This window comes from Halomonas sp. AOP30-A1-24 (genome assembly GCF_052378165.1).
GTDB lineage: Bacteria > Pseudomonadota > Gammaproteobacteria > Pseudomonadales > Halomonadaceae > Vreelandella > Vreelandella citrativorans.
The window spans coordinates 64,886-89,042 of sequence record NZ_JBQSXL010000018.1 but is presented as its reverse complement, the minus strand read 5'-3'; the positions used below and the strand labels follow the sequence as shown (position 1 = coordinate 89,042).

The following is a 24,157-nucleotide window of genomic DNA, read 5'->3' as shown; positions in this document are numbered from 1 at the left end:
ATTGTGACGTCTGCAAGCAGATTCGCCCTTTTCAAGACATGCGTCCCCGAGGCAGTGGCGCTGGCATGGCGATAAAAGCTCTTGAGTCTGGCACTTCATGTTTTGAGTTCTCATGTGTTTCTTGCAGGAAATCGCATCGTCTGTATCTGGTGGAGCAACTGCTTGGTGAGGGTTTTATTCGGATACAGAAATTTGGAGAGCTACCTAGAGCCAAGCTAAACAGGGATCGTAACCTTCAGAGGTTCTTGAAAGGCGATCGCGATAATTATGAAAAAGCCATTGTTTGCCTTTCGCACGAATACGGGATCGCTGCCTTCGCTTATTCCGCCGAATAGTAGAGAACAACATTTATAGGTTGCTGGACCTTGTGCAGGAAGATGCGCAATCTTCTGAGACCGAAAGTGAAGACCTAGAAGCCATAGATGAGCTTCGAAAAGAATCACCAATGAGCGAAAAGATTAAAGTGGCAAACCGAGCATTACCCGAACACCTCAAGCCGGATGGTCTAAATCCATTAGGGCGCCTATACCAAGCGCTAAGCCAAGGTGTGCACAGTTTGTCTGATGAAGAATGTCTCACAAGAGCAAATGAAATCAGCGTATGTTTGGCCTTCCTGGTTAGTGAGTTGGCAACACGAAAAGCTCACCGAGAAAATTTCAAAAGAATGGTTAGAAAGCTGTAAGGCTAACAAGGCCAAGCACAGTGACAGCGTTATAACGTTTTTACGCTCAGAAGTGTGATTGGATATTTTTAATAATCGAGAGTTAGCTACAGCTGCTCTTATTATAGTCGTCTTTATTTGGGCGTCTATAAAAAGTAAGGAGGTTCTGACTGCTATAAAGTTAGTCGTCAAATCCTTTTTTCAAAAAAGCCATACTGATAACCACTTTGACTTTTCTTTTATATATTTCAGCAGTTGTATATCTGCTCTATAGTATTAATATTTGGAATATAGGGTAGCTTAAAAATACGATACTGTGGTTTTTCTTTATCGGTTTTGTTCAGCTTATGAATACGACCAAAATAACCGATCCCCAAAAGTATTTGAAAATATCTTTAAGCTCTCAGGTTAAGCTCATTATACTAGTTGAGTTCCTCGTAGCGTTTCATACTTACGGCTTTATAACTGAATTTATTTTAGTAACGACAGCTACATTGTTGGCGTGTTGTAGTGCATTTGTTAAAAACAAACCTGAGTATCAGCAAGTACGAAAAGTATGTGACAATATTTTAGTCATAATGGGAACCTTGATTTTCATCAGCTCGATCTTAAATATATATGATGAGCCAGGTAGGTTTATCAGTATTGATATATTCAGGGATTTCTTGGTGCCAATATTGTTATCTGTATCTTTACTGCTATATGTGTATGTGTTTTATTTTTTTTTGGCGTACGAAAGAGCATTTATTATGACCCGTATCTATACTGATTCTCGACAACTTCAATGGTACGCAAAATTTCGCTCATTTGTTGCCTTCAAAGGTAAGCCAAAACATATCCATGAGTGGTTGCACTATTCTTGCATTTCAGAGTTTGAGTCAAGAAAAACGATTCGACTGTCAATAAGGAAATTTAAAGAACAGCAGCGTAGCTCAACAGTATAAAAAAGCGTTTAAGGCAGATTTCGCAACGCCCGCCATTTTTAGCTCAGGCTGAGTTTTTGTTTACGAAGCAATGGTTTTGATTAGGTGGTAGACGTCGCTCATTACTTAGCGCGGTGTTATCAAATAGAGAGTTTGAAAAAATGACCCTATCAGGTAGCTGCCTATGCGGCGGCGTCCAATACGAAATAACAGGCCCTCTTACCGACGTCTACTACTGCCATTGCACAATGTGCCGCAAGCTCCACGCGGCCGCGTTTCGAACCTGTGCCAAGGTGCAGTCCGAGCATTGGCGAACCGTCAAAGGCGAAGAGCTGCTTAAAACCTACGAGTCATCGCCCGGGGAGTTCAAGGTGTTCTGCTCGACCTGTGGGTCCAGCATTCATACCCGGTTCACTGAAAAGCCGGAGGTTTACGCGCTTCCTCTTGGCACCCTCGACACCGACCCCGGTGCGCGCCCAGGCCGCCATGTGTTCGTGGGCAACAAGGCGCCGTGGTACGAGATTGCCGATGACTTGCCCCAGTTCACCGAGAACGGCTGAGGCAGTGTTGCTCAGGCTTAATATCATTTTCAAAGCCCAGCCATTACTCTATGCACCCAGCTTACCCAAGGCGATCCACCAATCTTATGACGAGAAAAATACTAGGCTTGAAAGTCAAACGGCAGCAAGAAGCCAAGCCCGCCAACGAAGTTGAAGATCAATTCTCCGATGACCCCGAAAAACGCTTTCTAAATGGCGTCGCCATCCATCCGTCCCCACGCATTGATTTAGAAGCGGGTTCCAGTCAGCGCAGCGTACGAGCGATGGACTTGATCACGCCCATAGGGATGGGCCAACGCGGCTTGATCGTAGCACCGCCAGGCTCGGGCAAAACGACGCTACTCAAACATATCTGCCAGGCCGTGGCCGAGGCGCACCCGGATATCAAGCTGTATGCCTTGCTGATCGATGAGCGCCCGGAAGAGGTGACGGACTTCAAGCGCAGCGTGTCGGCAGAGGTACATGCGTCGTCTTCAGATGAAACCTACACCCACCATGTGCGTATGGCCGATAAGCTCCTTGAGGCGGCGCGTAAGCAAGCGGGTGAGGGGCACGATGTGATGATCGTGATCGATTCGCTGACTAGGCTTTCACGCGTTCATAACGCCGAGCAGCGGGGCAATGGCCGCACGATGACGGGTGGGCTGGATGCCCGAGCGATGGAAATACCCCGCAAGTTGTTCGGCGCCGCGAGAAAGATCGAAAACGGTGGGTCGCTCACGATTCTGGCTACCGTGCTGGTAGATACGGGAAGCCGTATGGATCAGGTGATTTTCGAGGAGTTTAAGGGCACGGGCAATATGGAGATTGTGCTGTCACGCGAGGTGGCCAATCAGAGGATTTTCCCGGCCATAGATATCTCCAAGAGTAGTACCCGCCGAGAAGAGCTTTTGATTGATACAAAGGATATTGAAAAAGTACGCACACTGCGTAGAGCGTTGACCCAGCTCAAGCCAGTCGAAGGCGCGCAGAAGTTATTTGAGTTATTAGGGAAATATCCAACCAATGCCGAGCTATTGGACGCGTTTTCACCAGGCTCCGCCTAGTCGTTAGAAAGACCTTTAATGGCCACACATGTTTACCCATGGCTTGGTAAAACAGGCCTTAATTGCAAACGCCTTTAGCAGAGAAGCTCACCTTTTATTCGTTAAGAGGTGAGCTTCTTTGTTATGGTTTAACGGTTACTTTTTCTTAAAGTTCAGGTTTGAAGCGGGCACTACTTTTCGAACTGGAAAGCCTTCAATTTCTCTGCGCTCAATGATGCTGTTTAATCGCCTTTCAATGGCACAAAGATTTTTAAAGTCAGCCAAGGCGACAAACGAGATAGCTTCACCAGAGGCACCCGCACGGCCGGTTCGGCCAATACGGTGAATGTACTCTTCTGGCTGAAAGGGTAAATCGTAATTCACCACACGGCTTAGCTCGCCAATATCCAAACCCCGTGCGGCAACCCCTGTGGCGACCAGGTACTTTAGCTCACCAGATTTGAACTGCGCCAAAATCTTTTCGCGCATGGCCTGGCTTCTGTCGCCATGAATGGAATCCGCTTTGATACCACGCTTTGCGAGTTGGTCAACCAGCTTGGCCGCGCCGTGTTTTTTCTCGATAAAAATAAGCGCCTGATCCCACGCTTGCTCGTTAATCAGGTGGCTCAGCAGGGCGGACTTGGTGTCTTTGTCTACCGCGATTAGCCATTGCTTGATGCTGGCGGCGGCGCGCTCGTTGGGAGAAATGGATATTTCAGACGCCAGGTCGGTCATCTTGCTGTCTGAAAAACCGTAGGCCAGCGCCCGAACGTCGCCATTCATGGTGGCCGAAAACAGCAGGTTCTGACGGTTTTCAGGCAGGCGTTCAATGATTTTGTTGATATCGTCGACAAAACCCATGTCGACCATTCTGTCCGCTTCGTCCAACACCATGGCTTTGAGTTCATCAAAGTGCAGCGCACGCTGATGCGCCAAATCCAGCAACCTGCCCGGTGTGGCGACGAGGATATCAATCCCTTCTATCAAGCGCTGTTTTTGAGGTTCGCTATCAACACCGCCATACACCGCCATGGAGGTTAAGTGCAGATGTTTAGCGTATTGAGCCACGCTGGCTTCAACCTGAACCGCTAGCTCGCGGGTCGGTACGAGAATCAGCGCACGGATGCGTTTGCCACGTAGCGTTCCCGCTGTACTGAACCGTTCTAGCAGAGGCAGAACAAAGGCTGCGGTTTTGCCTGTTCCGGTTTGTGCGGTGGCGATTAAATCGTTACCCGAAAGAATGGCAGGAATCGCTTGTTCCTGGATGGGAGTCGGGGTTTTGTAACCTAGTTCGGTAATCGCTTGAACTAGTGGGCTGGATAAGCCTAGTTTTGCAAATGACATAGGGGGCTCTGACGGGATGTCGTAAGGGGTGTCGAAATGAAAATATGTCGCAGTATAACGTAGTGCTTGTAGTAGCGCTGATTTACCGTGTTGCGTGAACTTTGCACATGCCTTGCTGCTCCGCATCCAAATTCCGAATAGGGCAGGCTGACCCGCAACGCCGTACGCCATTATGAGATAATCGAGTCAGAGAATTGATTAAGCAATCGACGAAGAGGAATACATGAGCTGGTTTATATTGTTTGTAGCGGGCCTTCTGGAGATTGGCTGGGCCATCGGGCTGAAATATTCGGTGGGCTTTACAAAACTCTGGCCGACTGCCTGGACGCTACTTTCGCTAGTGGCGAGTTTTCTACTGCTGGGCTTGGCGCTGAAAACCCTGCCCGTGGGTACCGCTTACGCGATATGGGTAGGGATTGGCGCAGTGGGGACGGCCATTTTAGGCATCGTGCTGTTTGGCGAATCTTTGGGCGTACTCAAATTAATGAGTTTAACGCTGATCGTTGCGGGGCTTGTCGGGCTTAAACTCGCCCACGCCTGATATCCATGGAAACCGCTAGTGGCTGCCCGTTCATTAAGCGTACCGGGGCGTGCTACCCGAAAGGCCACCGGGAGTACGTTGTTGAAAGTACGTTGTCGAAATCTGCTCTGTTAATGCCACCGTTATTGTTCATGACGCTTGATCATGTTTATCACCGGCAGCCCGCTCCTCCGCCTGATCCAACAGTACTGGGCCACTACCTGCCTCCGCCAACTCATCATCCGGGTTATACAGCGGGCAGCGGGTCATGCTTAAACAGCCGCAGCCGATACAGCCGCTGAGGTTATTGCGCAGCGTTTGCAGGTAGGCAATGCGGCCATCCAGCATGCGCTGCCAGTTCCGGGATAGCTGCTGCCAATCTTCCACCGTGGGCGTGCGGTTATTGGGCAGAGACTCGAAAGCTTGCTTGACCTCGTCCAGGCTGACGCCCACTTTTTGCGCGGCTTTAATCACTGAAATGCGCCTTAGCACCTCCGGTTTATAGCGGCGTTGGTTGCCCGCATTGCGCGAGCTTTGAATTAGCCCCTGCTGTTCGTAAAAGTGCAGGGCGCTGATATTAATGCCGCAGCGCTTGGCGACTTTGCCGACACTCCAGTTTGCCTCCGCCATTCTCGCTCCCGTTTTTCTTCTGGTTCAAAAAAAGCTTTACCTCAACTTGGGTTGAGGTTTTAACCTTTTATCCGAACCCACGCAAGGAGAGCAATATGTACTTGGAACACGTGAATCTGGTCGTTGCTGATATGAATGCCATGCTGGAGTTTTACCGCGCTGCCTTCCCACATTGGCATATACGCGATGAGGGGCAGGGTGAGTGGTACGGCAAACCGCGCAAGTGGGTGCACTTTGGTGATGAAAGGCATTACCTGGCGTTAAGCGATCATGGCGAAGGACAGAACCGAGCGCTGGAAGGCCATAGTGTTGGTCTGGCGCACTTTGCCTACGTGACCGATAACCTGGATGCCGTAGTGGCTCGATTAAATAACGCGGGCTTTTCCGTTGCCAAACCGGGTGCCACCGAGCCGTTTCGTAAAAACGTTTACTTCGTTGATCCAGCGGGGTTTGAGGTGGAGTTTGTTGAGTATCTGAGCGACATCCCGGCAGAACGTAATTTAAATCGCGATGCGCAGTAACCAGCAGTGTAGAAAGAATCAGAGCAACGGAAGGGAGATACTGTAGTGAAAGTCGTCGTCATTTTTCATTCTGTAACAGGCACTACCAAAAAGCTGGCCCACTCGATTGCATCAGGTGCTGCAATGGAGCCTGGTGTTGAAGTGGTCACAGTAGAAATTGTTGGCGCCGATATTGTTGAAGGGCGTTTCCGTAACATCGAGCTGCTGCGGCAACTCGATAATGCTGATGCGATTATCTTTGGCTCACCTACTTATATGGGCTGCGTATCAGCACAGTTTAAAGCGTTTACGGATGCCACAAGTGAGTGGTGGGCAAGGCAAGCATGGGCAAACAAAATTGCCGCGGGTTTTACCATTGGTGCTAACTTAAGTGGTGATCAACTGAGTACGATTCAGTACCTGCAAGTGTTCGCTAGTCAACACGGTATGTTTTGGGTGGGTCTGGATACACCGGGCAACTATGATCCTGCAATGCGTAACAGGCTTGGTGCACAGTCCGGGCTTATTGCCCATTCCGTGGATACTGATCTCAATGAAACGGACTTACTTACTGCGCGTTATTTAGGTCAGCGGGTAGTACAAACCGCTAAAAAGCTCGCGGCTTGAAGGAGAGAACGTGCAAATTTGTGAAACGGGATAGTATGAAACAGAGCGGTGCATTGAATGACAGCACATTGAATATGACAAGTGTTTAATGAATGATGAGCTTCGTAAGCATCTCGCGCCAAAACATAAGATAAAGTTAAAGCTTTCTATGAAGTGGCACTTAAAGTGGGGTGGAACATGCAAGGGCGCACGGGGTTACAGGCATAATTATCATACTGCCTTTATTCTGAAATAGGAATCGACATCACAGGGGCATTTAAATATGCCTACTCGTATGAAATTTTGGAGTACATGGGTAGCTAATAAAGGCCTCCATGAATGCTGTAACTCAGCGGTACTAATCTCCATCGTTATGGGCTTGAGATAAGAATGGACTATCTAGAAGTCAATGCCAGTGACATTCCCACCCAGCTTTTACTGGAAGCCGATCCTTCTGAACAGAGCATCGCATCTTATCTGGATGGCGCTTGGTGCTTCGCGGCAAAGCTAAACGGAAACGTCGTTGGTGCCTGTGTCACAAAATCTATTAACACCGACATCGCTGAAATATTTAATATCTCGGTTTACCCGGAATTTCAGCAGCAGGGCCTTGGTTCTGGACTGTTGAGCTTTGCCTTGTCTGAGCTGAAAAGCAAAAAAATACAGCGTGTGGAATTAAGTACCGGCACTTTTGGATATCAACTGACCTATTACCAACGCCATGGGTTTAGAGTTGATCATGTGGTTAAAAACTATTTTCTGAATAATTACCCTGAGCCGATTCTTGAAGATGGCATACAGCATCAAGACGCGCTGCGGTTGTACGTAACGCTATAAAAAGGTGAGTTCAGTGGCAAAAGTAACCTTAAAAGGGTTTATCGAGGTTCCCGGTAGCGATCTTGATGGCGTGCAAGCCGAACTTAACACTCACCGCCAACTTACTCTTGAGGAGCCTGGCTGCATAACGTTTAAGGTTACTCAAGATAAAACTGACCCGTGCCGTTTTGATGTTTATGAGGAATTTATTGACCGCAAAGCCTTTGAGGAACATCAACAGCGGGTGGCAAGCTCTGACTGGGGCAAGCTAACCCGTAACGTGAAACGCCATTACGATGTGTTTGAGTAGGTTATCGTATCGTTTTACTAATCAAGAGAGACTTCGATAGGCGGTTTTGCGACGCAGTAAAACTTGCCTGAGATGCGCCCTCGCTGCAAGGTAACCCCTTAATATCACCATTTTTCGAGGAATTCTTGTGAAAAAAGTCGCCATCGTAACCGGCGGAGGGCGCGGTATTGGCGCCGCTACTTCAATTAGGTTATCGGGCCAAGGGTATGCCGTTTGCGTTAATTACCTTAAAAATAAAGCAGCAGCAGACGCAGTGGCGGCGCATATTATTGAAGCGGGCGGTAGAGCGATGGTCTTCCAAGCGGATGTTTCAGTGGAAAGTGAAGTGCATTCACTGTTTGAGGCAACCCGAAAGCGGTTGGGAAAAGTAACGCACTTGGTTAATAACGCGGGCATTCTATATACCCAATCTGTGTTTACCGATATTAGTGCTGAGCGCTTTCAGAAGGTGTTGAGCGCCAACGTGATGAGTGCTTTTCTATGTTCGAAGGCATTTATCAATCAGGCAGAGGGAGCGGGCGCGATTGTCAATGTCTCTTCCGCTGCGGCACGCACCGGTGCGCCGTTTGAGTATATTGACTATGCCACATCAAAAGGTGCGATGGATTCGATGACCAAAGGCTTGGCTCTTGAGCTTGCTGACAGGAGTATTCGCGTTAACGGAGTGCGGCCAGGCTTTATCCATACGGATATGCATGCCGATGGCGGTGAACCGGGGCGGGTTGAGCGCTTGGCGCCCCAAATCCCTTTAAAACGTGGCGGCACCCCTGAAGAGGTTGCTCAGGCTATCACTTGGCTTCTATCGGATGAGGCTTCTTATGTGACCGGCTCGTTTATTGATATTGCGGGTGGTCGGTAGTTTGTCTTAAGCGAGTAGAGGCTTTTTCAATCGCCAACTCGACGTTACTGTCGGAAAAACCTTCAAGAGAGCGCTTCATGGGTATAATGCGGCCCATCGCCCATTGCCGTAGTGTGGGCGCGCATATCGGGTCGTATCGGCGAGTTTACCAGTCGATTCTCATTTTACTGTAGAAGGTAGCTGACATGATCAATACCAAAATTTACAAGGCCGTTTATGAGTTGGCTGAAAAGCTGATGAAGGCGGCAGAGAAGGACGATCGAGAGACGTTTGATTCGCTTTATGCAGAGCTGAACGCTATTTGTATCGAGCATGAAGATACCGATAAGGATCATCCGGAGCAGTGGGAAACGTTGGCGGATTTTACCGAAGAGCTGGATGACGCGCTGGTGATGTATGAAAAGGCGCTTCACAAAGCCGAGGTCGCCAATGCTAAAGACCACCTGTCGTCTATCGGTTTTTCAATGGCGACCCTGCAGGTTGAGTTGGGCCAGGAAGAGGCTGCTATTCAACATCTGAAAAATGCCAAAATCAGTGCCAACAAGATTGAAGATAAAGATTTGAAAGCAGAAATTGATGAGCTGCTTGAAAAACTGACAGCGAAATAGCTGGCTTTGTTGTTACCATGATGATCTTGATAAATGCACATCCAACGGGATTGTGCTGGGTTTTCCTAAGACCAGGAGCTATCGTTTGACCAATAATGATATTTTTCGCCGTATCCGGTACTGCTTTGATTTAAAAGATACTGCCGTATTGAAAGTTTTCGCGCTGGCAGAGTTCACAGTATCTGAGGAGCAGGTGTCCGGGTGGCTGAAAAAGGAGGAAGACGAAAAATTCCTCAAAATGAGAGACCGCGAGTTGGCCGCGTTTCTTAACGGATTTATTAGCTATAAGCGTGGGAAGCGCGACGGCGAGCAGCCCGCGCCAGAAAGTAACTTGAACAACAATATGGTGTTCCAGAAGCTGCGCATTGCGCTGAATTTAAAAGCCGATGATATTCTAGCTATTTTTGAGCAGGCCGAGTTTCGGTTGAGCAACCACGAGTTAAGTGCTTTCTTCCGCAAGCCTACGCATAAAAATTATCGTGAGTGTAAAGACCAGGTGTTGCGTAATTTTTTAATGGGTCTTCAGTTCCAGCAACGCCCTGAATCCAGGGGTTCAGAAGAAGTCTGAGGTTGTCACGCCGCTGCGATTTACAGGGTTTCAGAAGTAAAAATGGCCATTCAATGCGAATGGCCATTTGCTGTTAAGCGTTTTTTAAACAGAACCTAACGCTTTAGCAGGTTGGTTTTGGCCAGATCAATGACTTCGTGCATGCCGCCATCCATGACGGCACGTAGCCCCCAGAGGCTAAACCCTTTGACCTGCTCCATGCCGATGGTGGGCGGCAGTACCAGCTCTTGTTTGGCTGTTACTACATCAAGTACGGCGGGGCCATCGTGGGCTAATACATTGTCGATGGCATCGGCCAGCTCGCCAGGGTTTTCAACACGACGGGCATAAATGCCCATTGCGCTTGCAACGGCAGCAAAGTCGGGATTGTCCAGGTCTACGCCCGTATTAATGAAACCGGCTGCTTTCATTTCAAGTGCAACGAAGCCGAGTACTCCATTATTAAAGATGACGATTTTGATCGGAATGTTGTGCTGTTTAAGTGACAGTAAATCGCCCATCAGCATGGAAAGGCCACCGTCGCCGGAGAACGTAATAACTTGCCGACCCGGCTGCGCGTACTGAATGCCAATCGCCTGAGGCATGGCGTTAGCCATCGAGCCATGCGAGAACGAGCCGATAAGACGACGTTGGCCGTTCATTTTAAGGTAACGTGCCGACCAGACTGTGCACGTTCCTACATCGGCAGTAAAAATCGCATCCTCATTGGCCTTTTCGCTCAACAAGCGCGCAAGGTACTGTGGGTGGATAGGTGAGTGGGCCGAGTGATTTTGCGCCTGTTTGTCCAGGCCTTCGCGCGCTTTAACGTAGTGGGCCAGCGCTGCATCCAGAAAGTGCCGGTCAGTGCGCGTATGAAGCGCCGGCAGAATGGCCTCAATGGTTAACCCGATATCGCCGACCACGCCCAATGCCAGCTTGGCGCGCCTGCCCAGGTTTTCAGGGCGAATATCGACCTGCACGACGTTGGTCTTTTGCGGTAAAAACTGTTTATACGGAAAATCCGTGCCCAGCATCAGCAGCAGGTCGCACTCCTGCATGGCCGCGTAACCTGATGAGAACCCGATAAAGCCGGTCATGCCGACATCATAGGGGTTGTCGTATTCGACGTGCTCTTTGCCGCCGAGTGCGTGCACGATGGGGCTCTTAAGCGCATCGGCCAATTGCATTAGCTGGGCGTGTGAACCGGCGCAGCCTCGGCCAGCGAAAAGCGTAATGCGCTCTGCATCGTTGAGTAGTTTGGCGAGTGCTTCCACTTCGGTTTTGGCGGGCACCACACGTGGCGTGGGGGGTAATAAGCCATGGCGCTGCGTTACCGTTTTAACCGGTGAGGCGCGCAGTGCAACATCACCAGGCAACACCACGACCGCAACGCCACGCTGCCCAACGGCGGCGCGGATGGCATTGTCCAGCACATAAGGTAATTGGCTGGCGTCGGAGACCAGCTCACAGTAGTGGCTGCATTCACGAAATAGTTCTTGGGGGTGGGTTTCCTGGAAATAGCCGCCGCCGATCTCTGAAGAGGGAATATGCGCGGCAATGGCCAGCACCGGCGTGCGCGTGCGGTGGGCATCGAACAGGCCGTTGATAAGATGCAGGTTGCCGGGACCGCAAGAGCCGGCACAAACGGCTAGGCTACCGGTTAGTTGTGATTCGCCGCTGGCGGCGAATGCGGCAACTTCCTCATGGCGTAGGCCCACCCATTCGATGCCGGGCCGCTCGCGTATGGCCTCGGTTAGTCCATTCAGGCTGTCGCCGACAACGCCGTAGATCCGCTCAACACCACTTTCCACCAGCGTTTCGATCACTAAATCAGATACGTTTTTGATAGACATGAGAGACCTCAAACAAAGTCCAGGTTTAACGTTGCGGCTGTTTGCTTGCGCGTGTCGTAGCAGGCCTCTTTATCCGTTTTAAGGTCGATGCCGTAGGTGGGAATGATCGTCTTGAGTTGGGGGAGCCAGCCATCAGCAGTTAGCTTGTCGGCAAAGCATTTCTCCAATACCTCTAGCGCGATAAAGGCCGCCGTTGATGCGCCAGGAGAAGCGCCTAGTAACGCGGCGAGGGAGTGATTGGATGAGGCGATTAGCTCGGTGCCAAACTCCAACACACCGGCTTTTTCATGGCTGGGTTTAATGATTTGCACGCGCTGACCCGCCACGGCGTGGGTCCAGTCGTGATGGCGTGCCATTGGGTAGTATTGGCGCAGCATCTCAAATTGGTGGCTCTTGCTTTGCAGTACCTGGGAGACCAGATACTCCGTTAGTTGCCAGTTATCCTTTGCAACATCAAGCATGGGCATCACATTATCCAGGTGTACCGAACGGAACATGTCCGTTAGAGAACCTTGCTTGAGAAAGCGCGATGAAAAACCGGCGTAAGGGCCGAACAGCAGCGATTTTTTATCACCAATAATGCGCGTATCCAGGTGGGGAACTGACATCGGAGGCGAGCCATGGGCCGCCTTGCCGTACACCTTGGCGTGGTGACGTTCACTAATGCTGTCTATATCGCAGCGTAGCCAAATACCACTGACGGGGAAGCCGCCGTAGCCGTGCCCTTCAGGAATGCCAGACTTTTGCAGCAGTTCGATAGCGCCGCCACCCGCGCCGATGAAAACAAACCCAGCCTGAATGCTTTCATGGTGCTTGCTGTGCGTGTCGTGCATTTTCACGCACCAGCGGTTGTCGTTTTGTCGAGTAATATCCTGTACGTGCTTTAAGTAGTGAATTTCAAACCCGGATTGCTGCGACAAATGGTCGAACAGCAGGTGGGTAAGCGCGCCATAGTCGACATCAGACCCTGATACGATACGCGTCGCCGCGACGGGCTCGCCATCGCTGCGTCCTTCCATGATGAGCGGGGTCCACTGCTCAATCTGCGCGGGGTCTTCGCTATATTCCATGCCGTGATAGCAGTGGTGCGATGACATCTGTTTAAAGCGCTGGCGTAGATAGTTGACGTTATCCTCGCCCCAGACAAAGCTCATGTGCGGGCAGGGATTAATAAATGCCTGTGGGTTGGGAATGGCCCCTTTCTTGACCAGATAGGTCCAGAGTTGGCGTGAAATATCGAACTCTGTGTTGACCTCCAGCGCCTTGCTGATATCAACCGTGCCGTCTGAGCGAGCAGGGGTGTAGTTCATTTCGCAGTTGGCGGCATGCCCGGTACCTGCGTTATTCCAACCATTGGAGCTTTCCTGGGCGCAATCTTTCAGTGTTTCCAGCACCACAATCTTGAGTGAAGGTTCTAGCTCTTTGAGAAGAGTTGCGAGCGTGGCGCTCATGATGCCCGCGCCGACCATTACAATATCTGCCCGCTCGGGAATCTGTGCTGATGTAGGCATGAACGTTCTCCGCTTAGGAACTCAGCACTTGCTTGATGCGCTGATAAAGGGAAGGTCAATATCCTGCGGCACTATGGCATACACGCGTCGCCAGGGCTGGTTATCGATTAGATGCCAGCGGTGGCCGCCACCTGTGGTGTCTTCCGCCAATAAAATGTCGCCGGGGTGCAGCGTGAATGAGTCGCCCGTGCGCGTCTCGAAAGTGAGTGTGCCGCTAAGCGTTAAGACGAATTGACGGTTAGGAGCGTCATGCCAGCTAAAGCTGCCGCCTTCGCTTGTTTCGCGAAAGGAGATGCTGGTCGTTTCGATGACATCACTGAGCAAGTCATGGCGCTCACCTTTGGGAAGATCAATCCATCCTTCTTCAAAACACGATTGATGGTTACTGCCTGTCCATAACCTTACACATCGGAACATTACTGACTCCTGATTGTGAGTAGTGACAAAACATGATGAAAAATAGAACAATCATCTGAGTTTAAATACTAGTTCGGATTTTGTGCAATAAGGTGCGTGACCAAAGCTAAATTTATGCCTAAGGTGAAGTGGGTTTGATAATTTAAATATGGGCATGGGCTGGGGATTCCATGCCGCTATTCTTTTTATAAAAAAGGGGTTGGCGCTTTTCTGGTTAGCCGCCAATTATCTCTGGCAGGCTCTATAACGTTTGTAAATAAAAGGAAACCACCATGGGAATCAAAAAAAAATTAACGCTAGCGGCAAGCATGTGTGCCTTGTTCGTGGCCATCACAGCGGATGCATGCACGCGCGCGGTATATCAGGGCCCTGATGACATGATTATCACGGCGCGCTCCATGGATTGGAGGGACGAAATACATCCGAACCTATGGCTGTTTCCAAAGGGAATGGAGCGCGATGGTGCGGCTGGACCCAACTCCGTTACTTGGACATCCCAGTATGGAAGTGTCGTTACCAGCGCGTTTGATATCTCAAGCACTGATGGCATGAACGAAAAAGGCTTGGTGGCTAACCTGCTATGGCTTGCTGAGGCAGAGTATCCTGAATTTGGGCCGGATGACGAGGGGCTTTCCGTGGCTGCCTGGGTCCAGTATGTTTTGGATAATTTTGCGACCGTTGATGAGGCGGTGGAGGCGCTGCGCGATGAGCCCTTTGTGGTCGTCTCTGCTGAAATACCGGGCACCACTCGATTTGCTACGCTTCACTTGTCAATTTCAGATGCCAAGGGTGATAGCGCAATATTTGAGTATATCGGCGGTAAACTCACTATTCATCACGATACGTCATACAATGTGGTGACAAACTCGCCCACCTTCGAGCAGCAACTGACGCTGGATGACTACTGGAGACAGATCGGTGGTTTGGTCATGCTGCCTGGCACAAACCGTGCCGCAGATCGATTTGTCAGAGCGTCGTTCTACATGGATGCCATCCCTAAAACGAGCGATACAAGAGTCGCTGTTGGCAGTGCATTTAGCGTGATTCGCAATGCGTCTGTTCCTTTCGGCATCTCATCAGAAGAGGAGCCGAATATTTCTTCCACCAGGTGGAGAGCGGTATCTGATCAGAAACACCTTGTTTATTATTTCGAGACGGCACTTACGCCTAACACGTTTTGGGTGGATATGAAGGATGCCGACTTTACTGAGGGCGTGCCTGTTCGCAAACTGAGCCTCAAGAATAACAGTGTTTATGCAGGCAATACGGTCAACGCGTTTGAGGACGCCGAGCCCTTTGAGTTTGCTGGCCTGTAAGGTGCGTTAAGGGCATTTTTTTGCTAGTTAGCGCATGAAATAGCCCCCTGTGTCGCGGTTAGCGCAGGGGGCTTTCTCTTACTTAATAAAGCCAAGGGATAGAAAAAACTGCGGTTAGCTTGTTCGATTATTGTGATTAATACTAAAGTAATGGCGGCTGGTACCGATATTAAATTAAGCACACCTATTTACTGATCGCTGCCTAGAGTTATCCATGCCAAAAATCGTGATCTGTTTCATTACAGCCCTGCTACTGCTGGCACCGTATGCTCAAGCGAACACCGATGCGGCTGAGGCCGCGGCGCTGGCATGGCTTGATGCAATCGATAGTGGCGAGTATGAGCTGGCTTGGGAGGAGTCATCACCGCTTCTTAAGAGTCCGCTTTCGCCCAGTATGCTAGAGCGGATCATTAGCGCAGCGCGCCGTGACTTCGGGTCGGTGGAGGCAAGACGCCGCACACGCGTCATCACGCAAACCTCTATGCCCGGCGCTCCCAAAAATGATTACAAAAAGTTCATCTACCAAACGCGTTTTGCCAACAAGTCTGATATTACCGAAACCATTACGCCGCACTTTGAAGACGGCGTTTGGAAAGTAAGTGGGTACTATGTGAACTGATCAGCAACAAGTGGATTGCCCCGTTGCTACAACCGTGGGGGGGTGAATCTTCACGCAGGCAAAAATGGCGTTCCCCGAAGTGGTGTTCCACGGCGTGATAGCTTCAAAGTTGTGCTCGAATACATGCACTTCAAAGTAGGGCTCAAGCAGCGTAATTAGCTCAGCAAAACTAACCGCGACCATGGGGTGCTCATCGTTCCATACTTGGGTATCGCACGCGTTGGTTTTTGCAATACTAAGTTTGAGGGCCTGTTTTTCACCGCTACCGCTGTAATGCCACCCGGAACGAAACGTGAAGGCATCGTCGGCTTTTTTAACGGTGTGGCTCACAAACAGATTGTTATCGATTTTATCTTTATCGACTGCGTTGAAGCAGAAAACCCCGCCACTCATTAAGGCGCTGTGCGCACTTTCAATACACGCTTTGAGCTTTTCAATTCCGTCGCTGTAGTGAATCGAATATAAAAAACAGGTAATCAAATCCTGCGGGTCGCTTACCTGGAAGTTGCCCATGTCCTGACACGTAAACTGGGCCTCAGGGCAACGTGTGGCAGCAATATCCAGCATGGGCTGGTTAATATCCAGCCCGCTGCTCACATAGCCATTATCAATAAAATGGCGAACATGAGGCCCGGTACCACACGCGACATCGAGGTGAAGGTTGCCACCGTTACCAAAAATTTGGTGAAGCCTTTGCACGGCGTTGCTTTGCGCCCGGTAGTCGATGTCTTCGCACATCACATCGTAATAGCCAGAAAGGTCGGTATAGAGTGCGTTAAAGGACATGGCGGCCTGGGTAGCTTGGGAGTGAGGGTGGCGCATAGTAAACGAGTGGAGTGGCTTTTAGAAGCCAGCCGTGCGGAAGGGAATTTTGATCAAGACATCGCAGGCCGTCGCACAGGCTTGCGATGTCTTTTTCGGTTTATAGCGAGATGTCAGGCGCAAACTGCATACTTACCGCCACCCGGTTCCAACTATTAATGGCTAGAATCACCGTGGTTAGCTCAAGAAGGTCCTGTTCGCCAAAGGCAGCCAGAGCATTCTGGTAGACGCTGTCGCTAACAGACTGTTGGCTGATTAAGGTAAGCGCTTCGGCCCACTCAAGGGCTGCACGTTCCTGTTTATTGAAGCAGGGGGCTTCCCGCCAGGCAGGCAGTACATCCAGTCTTACCTGATGCTCGCCGTCGTCTCGGGCTTCCTGAGTATGCATATGCTGGCAGAAGCAGCACTGGTTGATTTGGGAAACGCGTAGCTTAACGAGGTGGATGATGGCAGGCGTTACCGCGCTATTAGCCGCTACTTCGCCCAGAGGCACCAAATGTTTAGCAAGGCGAGGGGTTAGCTTGTAAACGGCTTGTCGAGAAATACGCTGAGACATGGCAGTGACCTCGTTGATTGGTGAGGTCTCAGCTTATAAAGGTGTGCGTACTACGCCTTGTAAATTTGCGACAACTTGCGCTGGCGGTAAGAGGCGGGTGTTTCGTTGGTAAAAGATTGGAAGGCGTGGGTAAAGTGTGGCTGATCATAGTAGCCACAGTGGAGCGCTATTTCTGATAGCGGCCGGTCAGCTTCAAGTAAGCACCGTCGCGCTCGGTTGAGGCGAGCATACGTCACCAACGCGCCTGGCGAGACACCGACTTCACGTTTTAATCGACGTTCCAGGGTGCGTCGGGTTAACCCAACATTGGCAGCTAACTGCTCAGGTGGGAGCTGTAACTGGTTAATCGCCTGGATGATTCCTGGCACAGGGCTTTTACTCGTTAGTCGACTTTTGAGTAAACCCAGAAGCCATGTTTCAAGCAGGGCTAATCCTTTGGGTGCATCAAGCTGATAAAGGCGCTCCACCACCGGCATTAAACTGTCCATCCAGGAGGGGTTTATGTCATCGCCCAAGCAAAGATGCGCGTCTATACACTGTTCCGGGGCTAAGCCCAGGAGGCTATACATACTGGTCGGTTTAAACCGAATGCCCATCCGGGGGGTGGACGTATCAAACGTCTCAAGCAACATGTGTCTGTTAAAGCAGAGCGTGACGATGGGACGAGAGCTTCCAAGGTGAATGGTGAGGCTGGCGCCTGCATCGGGGTAAAGCTTTTCTACGATGGGGTGCGCAAGGGTGCTTTGCCCGCCCATCGACCAAAGGCATTGCACCCATGTGCGAAGGTTGGTGTTGGGCAGGCGCTGCTGGAAATTCAAATGAACGGCGTTACCGGGCAGAATAAAGTGGGCCATGGCGACAACCTGCTTTGTTGATGAATGGACTTCATCGCATAAGCTGTATTAAAGCCTAAACACAGGGGCTGGGAAAGTGGCTATGCTTGGACAGTGAAGTTCTCACTTCGCAATGAACTGTTTAATCATCAATCCACGTGGTTGAGCCCTTCAAAACAAGCGTCAAGCTGGGGCTCTTGCCCGCTGTGCCGTAGGTAAAGCACCATCTCACGCGCAACGATATTGATTTGATGAGTAAACACCAATAATTAGCTATGGAGTCTACTGCTTCGCCTACGGTATGCTTTTTTGAACTGCTTTCAGCTCAAGAGAACTTCATGGCCCTTATCTCAACGACTCCAGAACCCCCTTACTACGCCGTTATCTTCACTTCCGTGCGCACGGATATTGAAGATGGCTATGATGACATGGCGGAGCGTATGGTTGAGTTAGCCATGCAGCAGCCAGGTTTTTTAGGCGTTGAATCGGCTCGAAATGAGGTGGGGGTTACGGTTTCCTACTGGGCTGACTTGGCCTCGATTAAAGCGTGGAAGGCGCATGCCGAACATAAAGAAGCACAGCGGCTTGGGCATCAGCAGTGGTATCAGCACTTTAAAACTCGGATTGCCAAGGTTGAGCGGGATTACGGCATCTAGCGGATGCTACTTCCCTAGTCTTCTGCTTTATGTCGGTTACATCATCAAGCGCGTGAGTGCTTGTAGCCCCAGAGCAATCAACAGCACTATTACGCCGCCTATCAAGCTGGTAAACAACGCATGGCGCTTCCATAGCAACAGCACTCGATTACCGAAGCGATAAACCAGCCAGGCTAAGCCATAGTAGCGCAGGCCACGAGCAATTAATGCCGCCAGCAAGAATAGCAAGACAGGGTAGCCCGAAATGCCCGCCGTTATCATGGCTATCGGAAAGGGGATAGGCAGGATGCCCATGGCTATAATGGCAGCGAAACCGTATTGATTAAAAAACAGTTGAAACGCCTGAAAGCTCTCCTGCATACCGGTGACGTTGATAAACCATGTGCCTACCGACGTAAATAACAGCAAGCCTACGCTGTAGCCCACCAGGGAGGCGATCAGACAGCCCAATGTAGTGATGGTAGCCAAAAGCCAGATCCGCTGCTTGTTGGCTGCCATTAGCGGGATGAGTATTAGCTCAATGGGAATGGGTAAAATAATGGTTTCAAGAAATGAGAACACGCCCAGTAGCCATAGCATATTCTTTGAGCCGTTAATGCGCTCGAACCACACTTTAGGACTTTTTGAGATAATGGCCATGGATGGGGTCTACATCGGCGGACTAATACGGCGGTACATACTGGGTCAGTCCCATGGTATTGTCTAGCGTGAGCGGTGAGGTGGCGACACGCAGGCGGTAGGGTCATTTTACTCTTCATCACTTCTCTTATTGGCTGAGATATAACAGATGCCCCCACACTCTTCTCCTTTCGCAGCTCCTGTTTTTTGGCGTGACCCAAAATGCCGTATATAGAGCTTCGCAAAATAGGCAGCTAGCAGCCAATAACGCTGCAAGCAGTCGATTAATAGCGACTAACAATCGAGGCGTTTGAATGTAGCGCTTTAAGAAAGCCCCCGCGTAAACCCAGCTGGCTAACGATAACCAGCAAATAGGCAGGTAAAGCGCCGCGAACATGGCTATTTGAGCCGGGTCGTTACCCATTGTATAAGCGCCAATGCCAGACGCCGATGCAATCCATGCTTTGGGGTTTAGCCATTGCATGAGCGCACCTGTTATAAAACCAGGCGGTTTGGTGGTTGCTTGCACAGGCAACTTGCCGTCATCCATTGCTAACCTGATACTTAGATAAAGCAGAAACGCTACTCCGGCCCAACGAAGTAACACTTCAAGTAGAGGCACGGTGGTGAGTAAAGCGTAAAGCCCTGCACCAATTCCTAGAAACAGCGCTATAAACCCTAGTGTGGCTCCTGTCACAAAGATTAACCCTTTAACAATAGGGTAGTGGGTGCCGCTACTGAGGCATATCAAATTGACGGGGCCTGGGGAAATGGATGCGGCAAGGGCAAAGGCTGACATGGGGAGTAATAGCGAAATGCACATTGTGATCCTCCTAAACAGTGAGGGGAGTATGCGATGACGTGGCGACGGCGTATTGTATAAAATTGATATGCGCAAGATTCGGGTCGGCAGGCCGCTAGGGAGCGCTTAAGCTAGGAGAGCTTCGGTATCACACAGAGGAACCGGCAATGGATGATTATGCGCGTATCGAAAAGGCGATGGTCTACATGGTCGAGCGGGCGGTATTGCAACCCAGTTTGGAAGAGGTTGCGGCTCATGTGCATTTAAGTGCCTACCATTTTCAGCGCCTGTTCTGCCGCTATGCAGGTATTTCGCCCAAGCGCTTTTTGCAGGCCCTCACCCTGGAGAGGGGTAAGCAGTTATTAAAAGAGCCGCGGGCATTACTGGATGTTGCCCATGAGCTTGGGCTGAGCGGTGGCTCTCGGCTTTATGATCACTTTGTGCAGTTAGAAGCGGTGACGCCTGGAGAGCATAAACGTCAAGGGGAGGGCGTCTGTATCGAGTACGGCGTGCATGCAACGCCCTTGGGCAGCGTGCTGGTAGCGGTGACTCCGCGCGGCGTTTGCCGTATGGGCTTTGTGGATGCTACGAGCGCTGATGAACTGCTGGCGCGGCTTGCCAAGGAGTGGCCGCGAAGCTCGCTCAATCATCGCCCAGCGGCGACGGCGTATGTGGTGGATGCGCTATTGGCAACTTCTAAAACAAAACCTGGTACGTTATCGCTTCACGTGACCGGTACCAATTTCCAAGTCGCAGTATGGCGAGCACTACTCACCATTCCTGAAGGCCAGTTGGCAAGCTATACGCATATTGCTCAAGCGCTGGGCATGCCTAAATCGTCGCGAGCCGTAGGCAATGCGGTGGGTGCTAACCCAATTGCGTTATGGATCCCTTGCCACCGTGTTATCCAGCAAAGCGGGGCGTTAGGCGGCTACCGTTGGGGCGTCGCTAAAAAGCAGATGGTGCAGGCCTGGGAGCTGGCGCACTTAACACCTGAAGTGGAGCCGCTCGGTGCATTTAAATAGTCAACAAGGAGGTTTTAAATGAACATTACCGCGATACAAGCCGATATCACTACGCTTCATGTTGATGCCATTGTTAACGCGGCTAACACCTCATTACTGGGTGGCGGAGGCGTAGATGGCGCCATTCACCGTGCGGCCGGACCGGAACTACTTGATACCTGCCGAACGCTGGGTGGCTGCGCCACTGGCGATGCAAAACTGACCGAAGGCTTTAAACTGCCAGCACGTACTATTATCCATACCGTTGGCCCTGTATGGCACGGCGGAACACGCGGCGAAGCTGAATTATTGGCGTCTTGCTATCAGCGCTGCTTGGCTCTGGCTGAATCGGTAAACGCACGCTTGGTGGCGTTTCCAAGCATAAGCACGGGCGTATACCGTTATCCTATTGAAGAAGCTGCATGGATTGCTGTCTCAACGGTGAGCGAGGCTCTAAGGCAGGGCTCTACCGTTGAGGCGGTTACGTTTTGCTGCTTTTCTGCCGGGGATTTAGCGGTGTATGAAGCGTGTCTTGATCAATCTGGACGTTGAAGCGATTTAATGCCCAAACACTGACCAGCCGGTGCGTTGAGCAAACATTTCAAGTGCTTTCGTGCCCAGCAGACTATTGCCATATTCATCCAGGCCTGGTGACCAGACAGCAATGGCGCCTTGGCCTGGGGCGATTGCCAGGATGCCGCCACCGACGCCACTTTTTCCTGGTAGCCCCACCCGAAAAGCAAACTCACCTGAGGCGTCGTAATGCCCGCACATCATCATCAACGAGTTAATACGCCGAGCTCGTTGAGGGGAGACGACGCGAATGTTGCTGGGCTGGTTAACGCCATCAGACGCCAAAAATAGCCCTGCGTGAGCAAGCTGTTGGCAGCTCATGGCAATGGCGCACTGGTGAAAATAGGTACCCAAGACTTTATCGACATCGTGGCGCAGGCGGCCAAATGCTTTCATAAAGTGGGCAAGCGAGGCGTTGCGGTCACGGTGCGCCATTTCAGAAGCAGCGACAGTATGGTCAAAGCAGATGCTGTCGTCGTCCGCGATATAGCGCACAAAGCTTAGCAGTTCGGCAAGCGTTTCCCTGGGTTCATGACCCATCATGATGGCGTCAACGACCGCTATCGCTCCGGCATTAATAAAGGGATTCCGCGGTTTGCCCCCTTCGTGCTCAAGTTGAACGATAGAGTTAAATGGATCACCCGATGGCTCACGGCCTACATTGGACCAAAGCGCATCACCCATTTTTCCCAGTGCAATCGTCAGCGTAAATACCTTCGAGATACTCTGAATTGAGAAAGGGGTAGTGGCACAACCGGCGGAATAGCGCTCGCCCTTTACGGTGGCAAGAGAAATGGCAAATTGTTGGGGATCCACATGAGCAAGCTCAGGGATATAGTCGGCCACCTTACCACGCTCGGTTTCGGCGGCCATTGCCTTTGCGATCTCATTGAGTAAATCTTGCATTTATAGCCGTTAATTTTGGGTAAAAGAGGGCTGCCAAAATACCCGAAAACGGCGGCAATGTCTGCCAGAAGCCTATCGCTAGTAGGCCAGTGAAGAGCCTTGAGCAGTTAGATGGTTATTCTTCTTTATTGTACGAAATAGTGAAATAAGCAAACAATCGGTAAAGATCCCATTTTTTTAGTTTTACGATGGTAAAAGCATTTGCCGATTTCTTTAATTATTACTCATAAAATTATTTTATTTTAACAAAGGTTTGAAAGGCTAAAGATTTAAAGCGTTTCGCTTGCGGTGCGTTAAGGGGCATCTAGACTTGGCTCTCATGGACGATTTAAAAGGAGAGCGCTAATGGCAAAGGAAACCGTCACCGATTCACTGCCCACGGCATCGTTTAGCGAAACAGTATCGTTCTTGTTTAAGGTCATGGCGCCCAATATTGCCAAGGGCGTCATTATTCGCCGCCCAGGCGTTATGCACGTTGCTGAGCGATGGGCACTGGACAAGCGCTCCATTAAACAAGTACAGGCGTTTAATAATAAATATGGAAAGGGCCCGCTACTTTTTAAAACACCGTTCAAACCCATGGCATTGATATTAGACCCGGATGATGCAACCCGGGTAATAGAGGAAACGCCCGAGCCCTTCGCCACGGCTGAATCAGCAAAAAAGAGCGCACTTGCCCATTTTGAACCGGATGTAGCGTTGATCTCAAAGGGTAAGGCCCGCGAAGAGCGGCGGCGGTTAAATGAAGACGTTTTAGAAAGCGGTTGTCCGATGCACCGTTTTTCTGATCACTTTACCCAAGTGGCTGAGCAGGAGGTAAACGCACTCTTAAAGGCCGTTTATCATCATAATAATAAGCTGGACTGGCCCTTGTTTTTTGATGCCTGGAACCGTGTCGTGCGTCGCGTGGTGTTGGGGGATGCTGCTCGGGATGATTACCCGCTCACCCAAGAACTTATTCAACTGCGTAAGGCTGCTAATTGGGGATTCATGCGTCCCAAGCGCAAGCGGTTACGGCAAAAATTTCATAATCGTTTAGCGCACTATGTCGATCAGTCTGAAACCAATAGCCTGGCGGCGAAGGTGTCCCATTACGCCATCGGGAGCCAGGCAAAACCTGTGGGCCAGATGCCTCAGTGGCTATTTGCGTTTGAGCCTGCCGGTATGGCGACGTTTCGAGCGTTGGCGCTGCTATGCGCCCATCCGGCTCAGGCTGAACGGGCTCAGCGTGAAATTAACCTCTCCCCACCGCCAGACAACCCCTTTTTACAAGCCTGTGTGCTGGAAGCCTTGCGGTTGTGGCCAACAACGCCCCTTATTCTGCGCGAAACAACAGAGCGAACGTGCTGGTCGCAAGGCGAAATGCCTACCAATACCACGCTGCTTATCCATGCGCCCTATTTTCACCGTGATGACCGCACATTGGACATCGCCAACCGCTTTGCGCCCGATATTTGGCTAAACCCTGAGCAACTTAAACACTGGCCACTGCTGCCTTTTAGCGGAGGGCCGGGTATTTGTCCCGGAAGAAATATCGTCCTGCTGGTGACCAGTGCGGTACTGGCCGCGCTGATGAACAACCACACGTTTACGTTAAACCCGCCCGACAGGCTCACAGAAGATGAGCCCATGCCGGCGTTATTAAGCAACTTCCATCTCTGTTTTCAGGTTAAACAATCAGATGCTTTATCACGCCAGGAGGGCTGAGGGCGTGTAAAGCGCTTGTTTGAATCGCTAAGCCTGCTGGGGGTGCCGTCGCAAG

The 24,157-nt window shown here is 50.6% G+C and carries 29 protein-coding genes; 18 read left to right on the top strand and 11 right to left on the bottom strand.

Features of this window, described 5'->3' with window-relative positions; genetic code table 11:
• From ACT3TJ_RS11730 to rho, 4 genes are all read left to right on the top strand, one after another.
• Nucleotides 1–335, top strand: a 335-nt coding sequence (locus ACT3TJ_RS11730; protein WP_444614732.1) for a hypothetical protein, incomplete at its 5' end; no start/stop codon positions are given.
• Between the two features lie 32 nt (nucleotides 336–367).
• Nucleotides 368–682: a hypothetical protein gene (locus tag ACT3TJ_RS11725; protein WP_193056802.1), complete on the top strand. Its 315-nt coding sequence runs from the start codon at nucleotides 368–370 to the stop codon at nucleotides 680–682.
• Between the two features lie 1,063 nt (nucleotides 683–1,745).
• Complete coding sequence (locus ACT3TJ_RS11720; protein ID WP_193053176.1) at nucleotides 1,746–2,144, top strand: GFA family protein; 399 nt, start codon at nucleotides 1,746–1,748, stop codon at nucleotides 2,142–2,144.
• An 86-nt stretch (nucleotides 2,145–2,230) separates the two neighbouring features.
• On the top strand, nucleotides 2,231–3,190 hold the full coding sequence (rho, locus tag ACT3TJ_RS11715) for a transcription termination factor Rho (protein WP_193053175.1): 960 nt from the start codon (nucleotides 2,231–2,233) through the stop codon (nucleotides 3,188–3,190).
• A gap of 135 nt (nucleotides 3,191–3,325) precedes the next feature.
• On the opposite strand, the gene ACT3TJ_RS11710 is transcribed toward rho, so the two are convergent.
• Nucleotides 3,326–4,513: a DEAD/DEAH box helicase gene (locus ACT3TJ_RS11710; protein ID WP_193056803.1), complete on the bottom strand. Its 1,188-nt coding sequence runs from the start codon at nucleotides 4,511–4,513 to the stop codon at nucleotides 3,326–3,328.
• Between the two features lie 223 nt (nucleotides 4,514–4,736).
• On the opposite strand from ACT3TJ_RS11710, the gene sugE reads away from it, so the two are divergent.
• Nucleotides 4,737–5,054 (top strand): quaternary ammonium compound efflux SMR transporter SugE, encoded by a 318-nt coding sequence (gene sugE / locus ACT3TJ_RS11705; protein WP_193053173.1) that lies wholly within the window; start codon nucleotides 4,737–4,739, stop codon nucleotides 5,052–5,054.
• Between the two features lie 129 nt (nucleotides 5,055–5,183).
• On the opposite strand, the gene soxR is transcribed toward sugE, so the two are convergent.
• Nucleotides 5,184–5,663: a redox-sensitive transcriptional activator SoxR gene (soxR, locus tag ACT3TJ_RS11700; protein WP_193053172.1), complete on the bottom strand. Its 480-nt coding sequence runs from the start codon at nucleotides 5,661–5,663 to the stop codon at nucleotides 5,184–5,186.
• Nucleotides 5,664–5,758: 95 nt separating this feature from the next.
• On the opposite strand from soxR, the gene ACT3TJ_RS11695 reads away from it, so the two are divergent.
• From ACT3TJ_RS11695 to ACT3TJ_RS11665, 7 genes are all read left to right on the top strand, one after another.
• On the top strand, nucleotides 5,759–6,184 hold the full coding sequence (locus ACT3TJ_RS11695) for a VOC family protein (protein ID WP_193053171.1): 426 nt from the start codon (nucleotides 5,759–5,761) through the stop codon (nucleotides 6,182–6,184).
• A 45-nt stretch (nucleotides 6,185–6,229) separates the two neighbouring features.
• Nucleotides 6,230–6,790 carry a flavodoxin family protein gene (locus ACT3TJ_RS11690; protein ID WP_193053170.1) on the top strand — a complete coding sequence of 187 codons (561 nt, stop codon included), beginning with the start codon at nucleotides 6,230–6,232 and terminating at the stop codon, nucleotides 6,788–6,790.
• Nucleotides 6,791–7,159: 369 nt separating this feature from the next.
• Nucleotides 7,160–7,606 carry a GNAT family N-acetyltransferase gene (locus ACT3TJ_RS11685; RefSeq protein ID WP_193053169.1) on the top strand — a complete coding sequence of 149 codons (447 nt, stop codon included), beginning with the start codon at nucleotides 7,160–7,162 and terminating at the stop codon, nucleotides 7,604–7,606.
• 13 nt (nucleotides 7,607–7,619) lie between these two features.
• Nucleotides 7,620–7,895 carry a putative quinol monooxygenase gene (locus ACT3TJ_RS11680; RefSeq protein ID WP_193053168.1) on the top strand — a complete coding sequence of 92 codons (276 nt, stop codon included), beginning with the start codon at nucleotides 7,620–7,622 and terminating at the stop codon, nucleotides 7,893–7,895.
• A 127-nt stretch (nucleotides 7,896–8,022) separates the two neighbouring features.
• Nucleotides 8,023–8,754, top strand: coding sequence for a glucose 1-dehydrogenase (locus ACT3TJ_RS11675; RefSeq protein WP_193053167.1), 732 nt, complete (start codon nucleotides 8,023–8,025; stop codon nucleotides 8,752–8,754).
• A gap of 185 nt (nucleotides 8,755–8,939) precedes the next feature.
• Nucleotides 8,940–9,362, top strand: coding sequence for a tetratricopeptide repeat protein (locus ACT3TJ_RS11670; protein WP_193053166.1), 423 nt, complete (start codon nucleotides 8,940–8,942; stop codon nucleotides 9,360–9,362).
• Between the two features lie 85 nt (nucleotides 9,363–9,447).
• The gene (locus ACT3TJ_RS11665; RefSeq protein WP_172118236.1) at nucleotides 9,448–9,930 is read left to right on the top strand and encodes a YehS family protein; all 483 of its coding nucleotides are present in this window, start codon (nucleotides 9,448–9,450) and stop codon (nucleotides 9,928–9,930) included.
• 95 nt (nucleotides 9,931–10,025) lie between these two features.
• On the opposite strand, the gene poxB is transcribed toward ACT3TJ_RS11665, so the two are convergent.
• Genes poxB through ACT3TJ_RS11650 form a run of 3 tightly spaced genes read right to left on the bottom strand, consistent with a single transcriptional unit; the run spans nucleotide 10,026 to nucleotide 13,690 of the window.
• On the bottom strand, nucleotides 10,026–11,762 hold the full coding sequence (gene poxB / locus ACT3TJ_RS11660; protein ID WP_193053165.1) for a ubiquinone-dependent pyruvate dehydrogenase: 1,737 nt from the start codon (nucleotides 11,760–11,762) through the stop codon (nucleotides 10,026–10,028).
• Between the two features lie 8 nt (nucleotides 11,763–11,770).
• Complete coding sequence (gene mqo / locus ACT3TJ_RS11655) at nucleotides 11,771–13,273, bottom strand: malate dehydrogenase (quinone) (RefSeq protein ID WP_193053164.1); 1,503 nt, start codon at nucleotides 13,271–13,273, stop codon at nucleotides 11,771–11,773.
• Nucleotides 13,274–13,294: 21 nt separating this feature from the next.
• Nucleotides 13,295–13,690, bottom strand: a complete 396-nt coding sequence (locus ACT3TJ_RS11650) for a hypothetical protein (RefSeq protein WP_193053163.1) — start codon at nucleotides 13,688–13,690, stop codon at nucleotides 13,295–13,297.
• Between the two features lie 272 nt (nucleotides 13,691–13,962).
• Between ACT3TJ_RS11650 and ACT3TJ_RS11645 the strand changes: the two genes are divergently transcribed.
• Both ACT3TJ_RS11645 and ACT3TJ_RS11640 read left to right on the top strand, forming a co-directional pair.
• Nucleotides 13,963–15,006, top strand: coding sequence for a linear amide C-N hydrolase (locus ACT3TJ_RS11645; protein ID WP_193053162.1), 1,044 nt, complete (start codon nucleotides 13,963–13,965; stop codon nucleotides 15,004–15,006).
• Nucleotides 15,007–15,220: 214 nt separating this feature from the next.
• Nucleotides 15,221–15,625, top strand: a complete 405-nt coding sequence (locus tag ACT3TJ_RS11640; RefSeq protein ID WP_172118231.1) for a DUF4019 domain-containing protein — start codon at nucleotides 15,221–15,223, stop codon at nucleotides 15,623–15,625.
• On the opposite strand, the gene ACT3TJ_RS11635 is transcribed toward ACT3TJ_RS11640, so the two are convergent.
• The 3 genes from ACT3TJ_RS11635 to ACT3TJ_RS11625 form a co-directional block, all read right to left on the bottom strand.
• Nucleotides 15,626–16,411: a class I SAM-dependent DNA methyltransferase gene (locus ACT3TJ_RS11635; RefSeq protein WP_193053161.1), complete on the bottom strand. Its 786-nt coding sequence runs from the start codon at nucleotides 16,409–16,411 to the stop codon at nucleotides 15,626–15,628.
• A gap of 136 nt (nucleotides 16,412–16,547) precedes the next feature.
• On the bottom strand, nucleotides 16,548–17,003 hold the full coding sequence (locus tag ACT3TJ_RS11630; RefSeq protein ID WP_193053160.1) for a carboxymuconolactone decarboxylase family protein: 456 nt from the start codon (nucleotides 17,001–17,003) through the stop codon (nucleotides 16,548–16,550).
• 50 nt (nucleotides 17,004–17,053) lie between these two features.
• A complete protein-coding gene (locus ACT3TJ_RS11625) occupies nucleotides 17,054–17,857 on the bottom strand; it encodes a helix-turn-helix transcriptional regulator (protein ID WP_193053159.1) in 804 nt (267 codons plus the stop codon).
• A 317-nt stretch (nucleotides 17,858–18,174) separates the two neighbouring features.
• Between ACT3TJ_RS11625 and ACT3TJ_RS11620 the strand changes: the two genes are divergently transcribed.
• Nucleotides 18,175–18,492: an antibiotic biosynthesis monooxygenase family protein gene (locus ACT3TJ_RS11620; protein ID WP_193053158.1), complete on the top strand. Its 318-nt coding sequence runs from the start codon at nucleotides 18,175–18,177 to the stop codon at nucleotides 18,490–18,492.
• Nucleotides 18,493–18,528: 36 nt separating this feature from the next.
• On the opposite strand, the gene ACT3TJ_RS11615 is transcribed toward ACT3TJ_RS11620, so the two are convergent.
• Nucleotides 18,529–19,131, bottom strand: coding sequence for a YqaA family protein (locus tag ACT3TJ_RS11615; protein ID WP_193053157.1), 603 nt, complete (start codon nucleotides 19,129–19,131; stop codon nucleotides 18,529–18,531).
• Between the two features lie 127 nt (nucleotides 19,132–19,258).
• The gene (locus tag ACT3TJ_RS11610) at nucleotides 19,259–19,933 is read right to left on the bottom strand and encodes a LysE family translocator (protein WP_193053156.1); all 675 of its coding nucleotides are present in this window, start codon (nucleotides 19,931–19,933) and stop codon (nucleotides 19,259–19,261) included.
• Between the two features lie 146 nt (nucleotides 19,934–20,079).
• On the opposite strand from ACT3TJ_RS11610, the gene ACT3TJ_RS11605 reads away from it, so the two are divergent.
• Both ACT3TJ_RS11605 and ACT3TJ_RS11600 read left to right on the top strand, forming a co-directional pair.
• Nucleotides 20,080–20,937, top strand: coding sequence for a methylated-DNA--[protein]-cysteine S-methyltransferase (locus ACT3TJ_RS11605; protein ID WP_193053155.1), 858 nt, complete (start codon nucleotides 20,080–20,082; stop codon nucleotides 20,935–20,937).
• Nucleotides 20,938–20,955: 18 nt separating this feature from the next.
• Nucleotides 20,956–21,468: an O-acetyl-ADP-ribose deacetylase gene (locus ACT3TJ_RS11600; RefSeq protein WP_193053154.1), complete on the top strand. Its 513-nt coding sequence runs from the start codon at nucleotides 20,956–20,958 to the stop codon at nucleotides 21,466–21,468.
• 6 nt (nucleotides 21,469–21,474) lie between these two features.
• Here the strand turns inward: ACT3TJ_RS11600 and ACT3TJ_RS11595 are convergent, their stop codons facing one another.
• On the bottom strand, nucleotides 21,475–22,395 hold the full coding sequence (locus ACT3TJ_RS11595) for a glutaminase (protein ID WP_444665750.1): 921 nt from the start codon (nucleotides 22,393–22,395) through the stop codon (nucleotides 21,475–21,477).
• A gap of 345 nt (nucleotides 22,396–22,740) precedes the next feature.
• Here ACT3TJ_RS11595 and ACT3TJ_RS11590 point away from each other — a divergent pair, with 345 nt between their 5' ends.
• The gene (locus tag ACT3TJ_RS11590; RefSeq protein WP_193053152.1) at nucleotides 22,741–24,102 is read left to right on the top strand and encodes a cytochrome P450; all 1,362 of its coding nucleotides are present in this window, start codon (nucleotides 22,741–22,743) and stop codon (nucleotides 24,100–24,102) included.
• The last annotated feature ends 55 nt before the right edge of the window (nucleotides 24,103–24,157 follow it).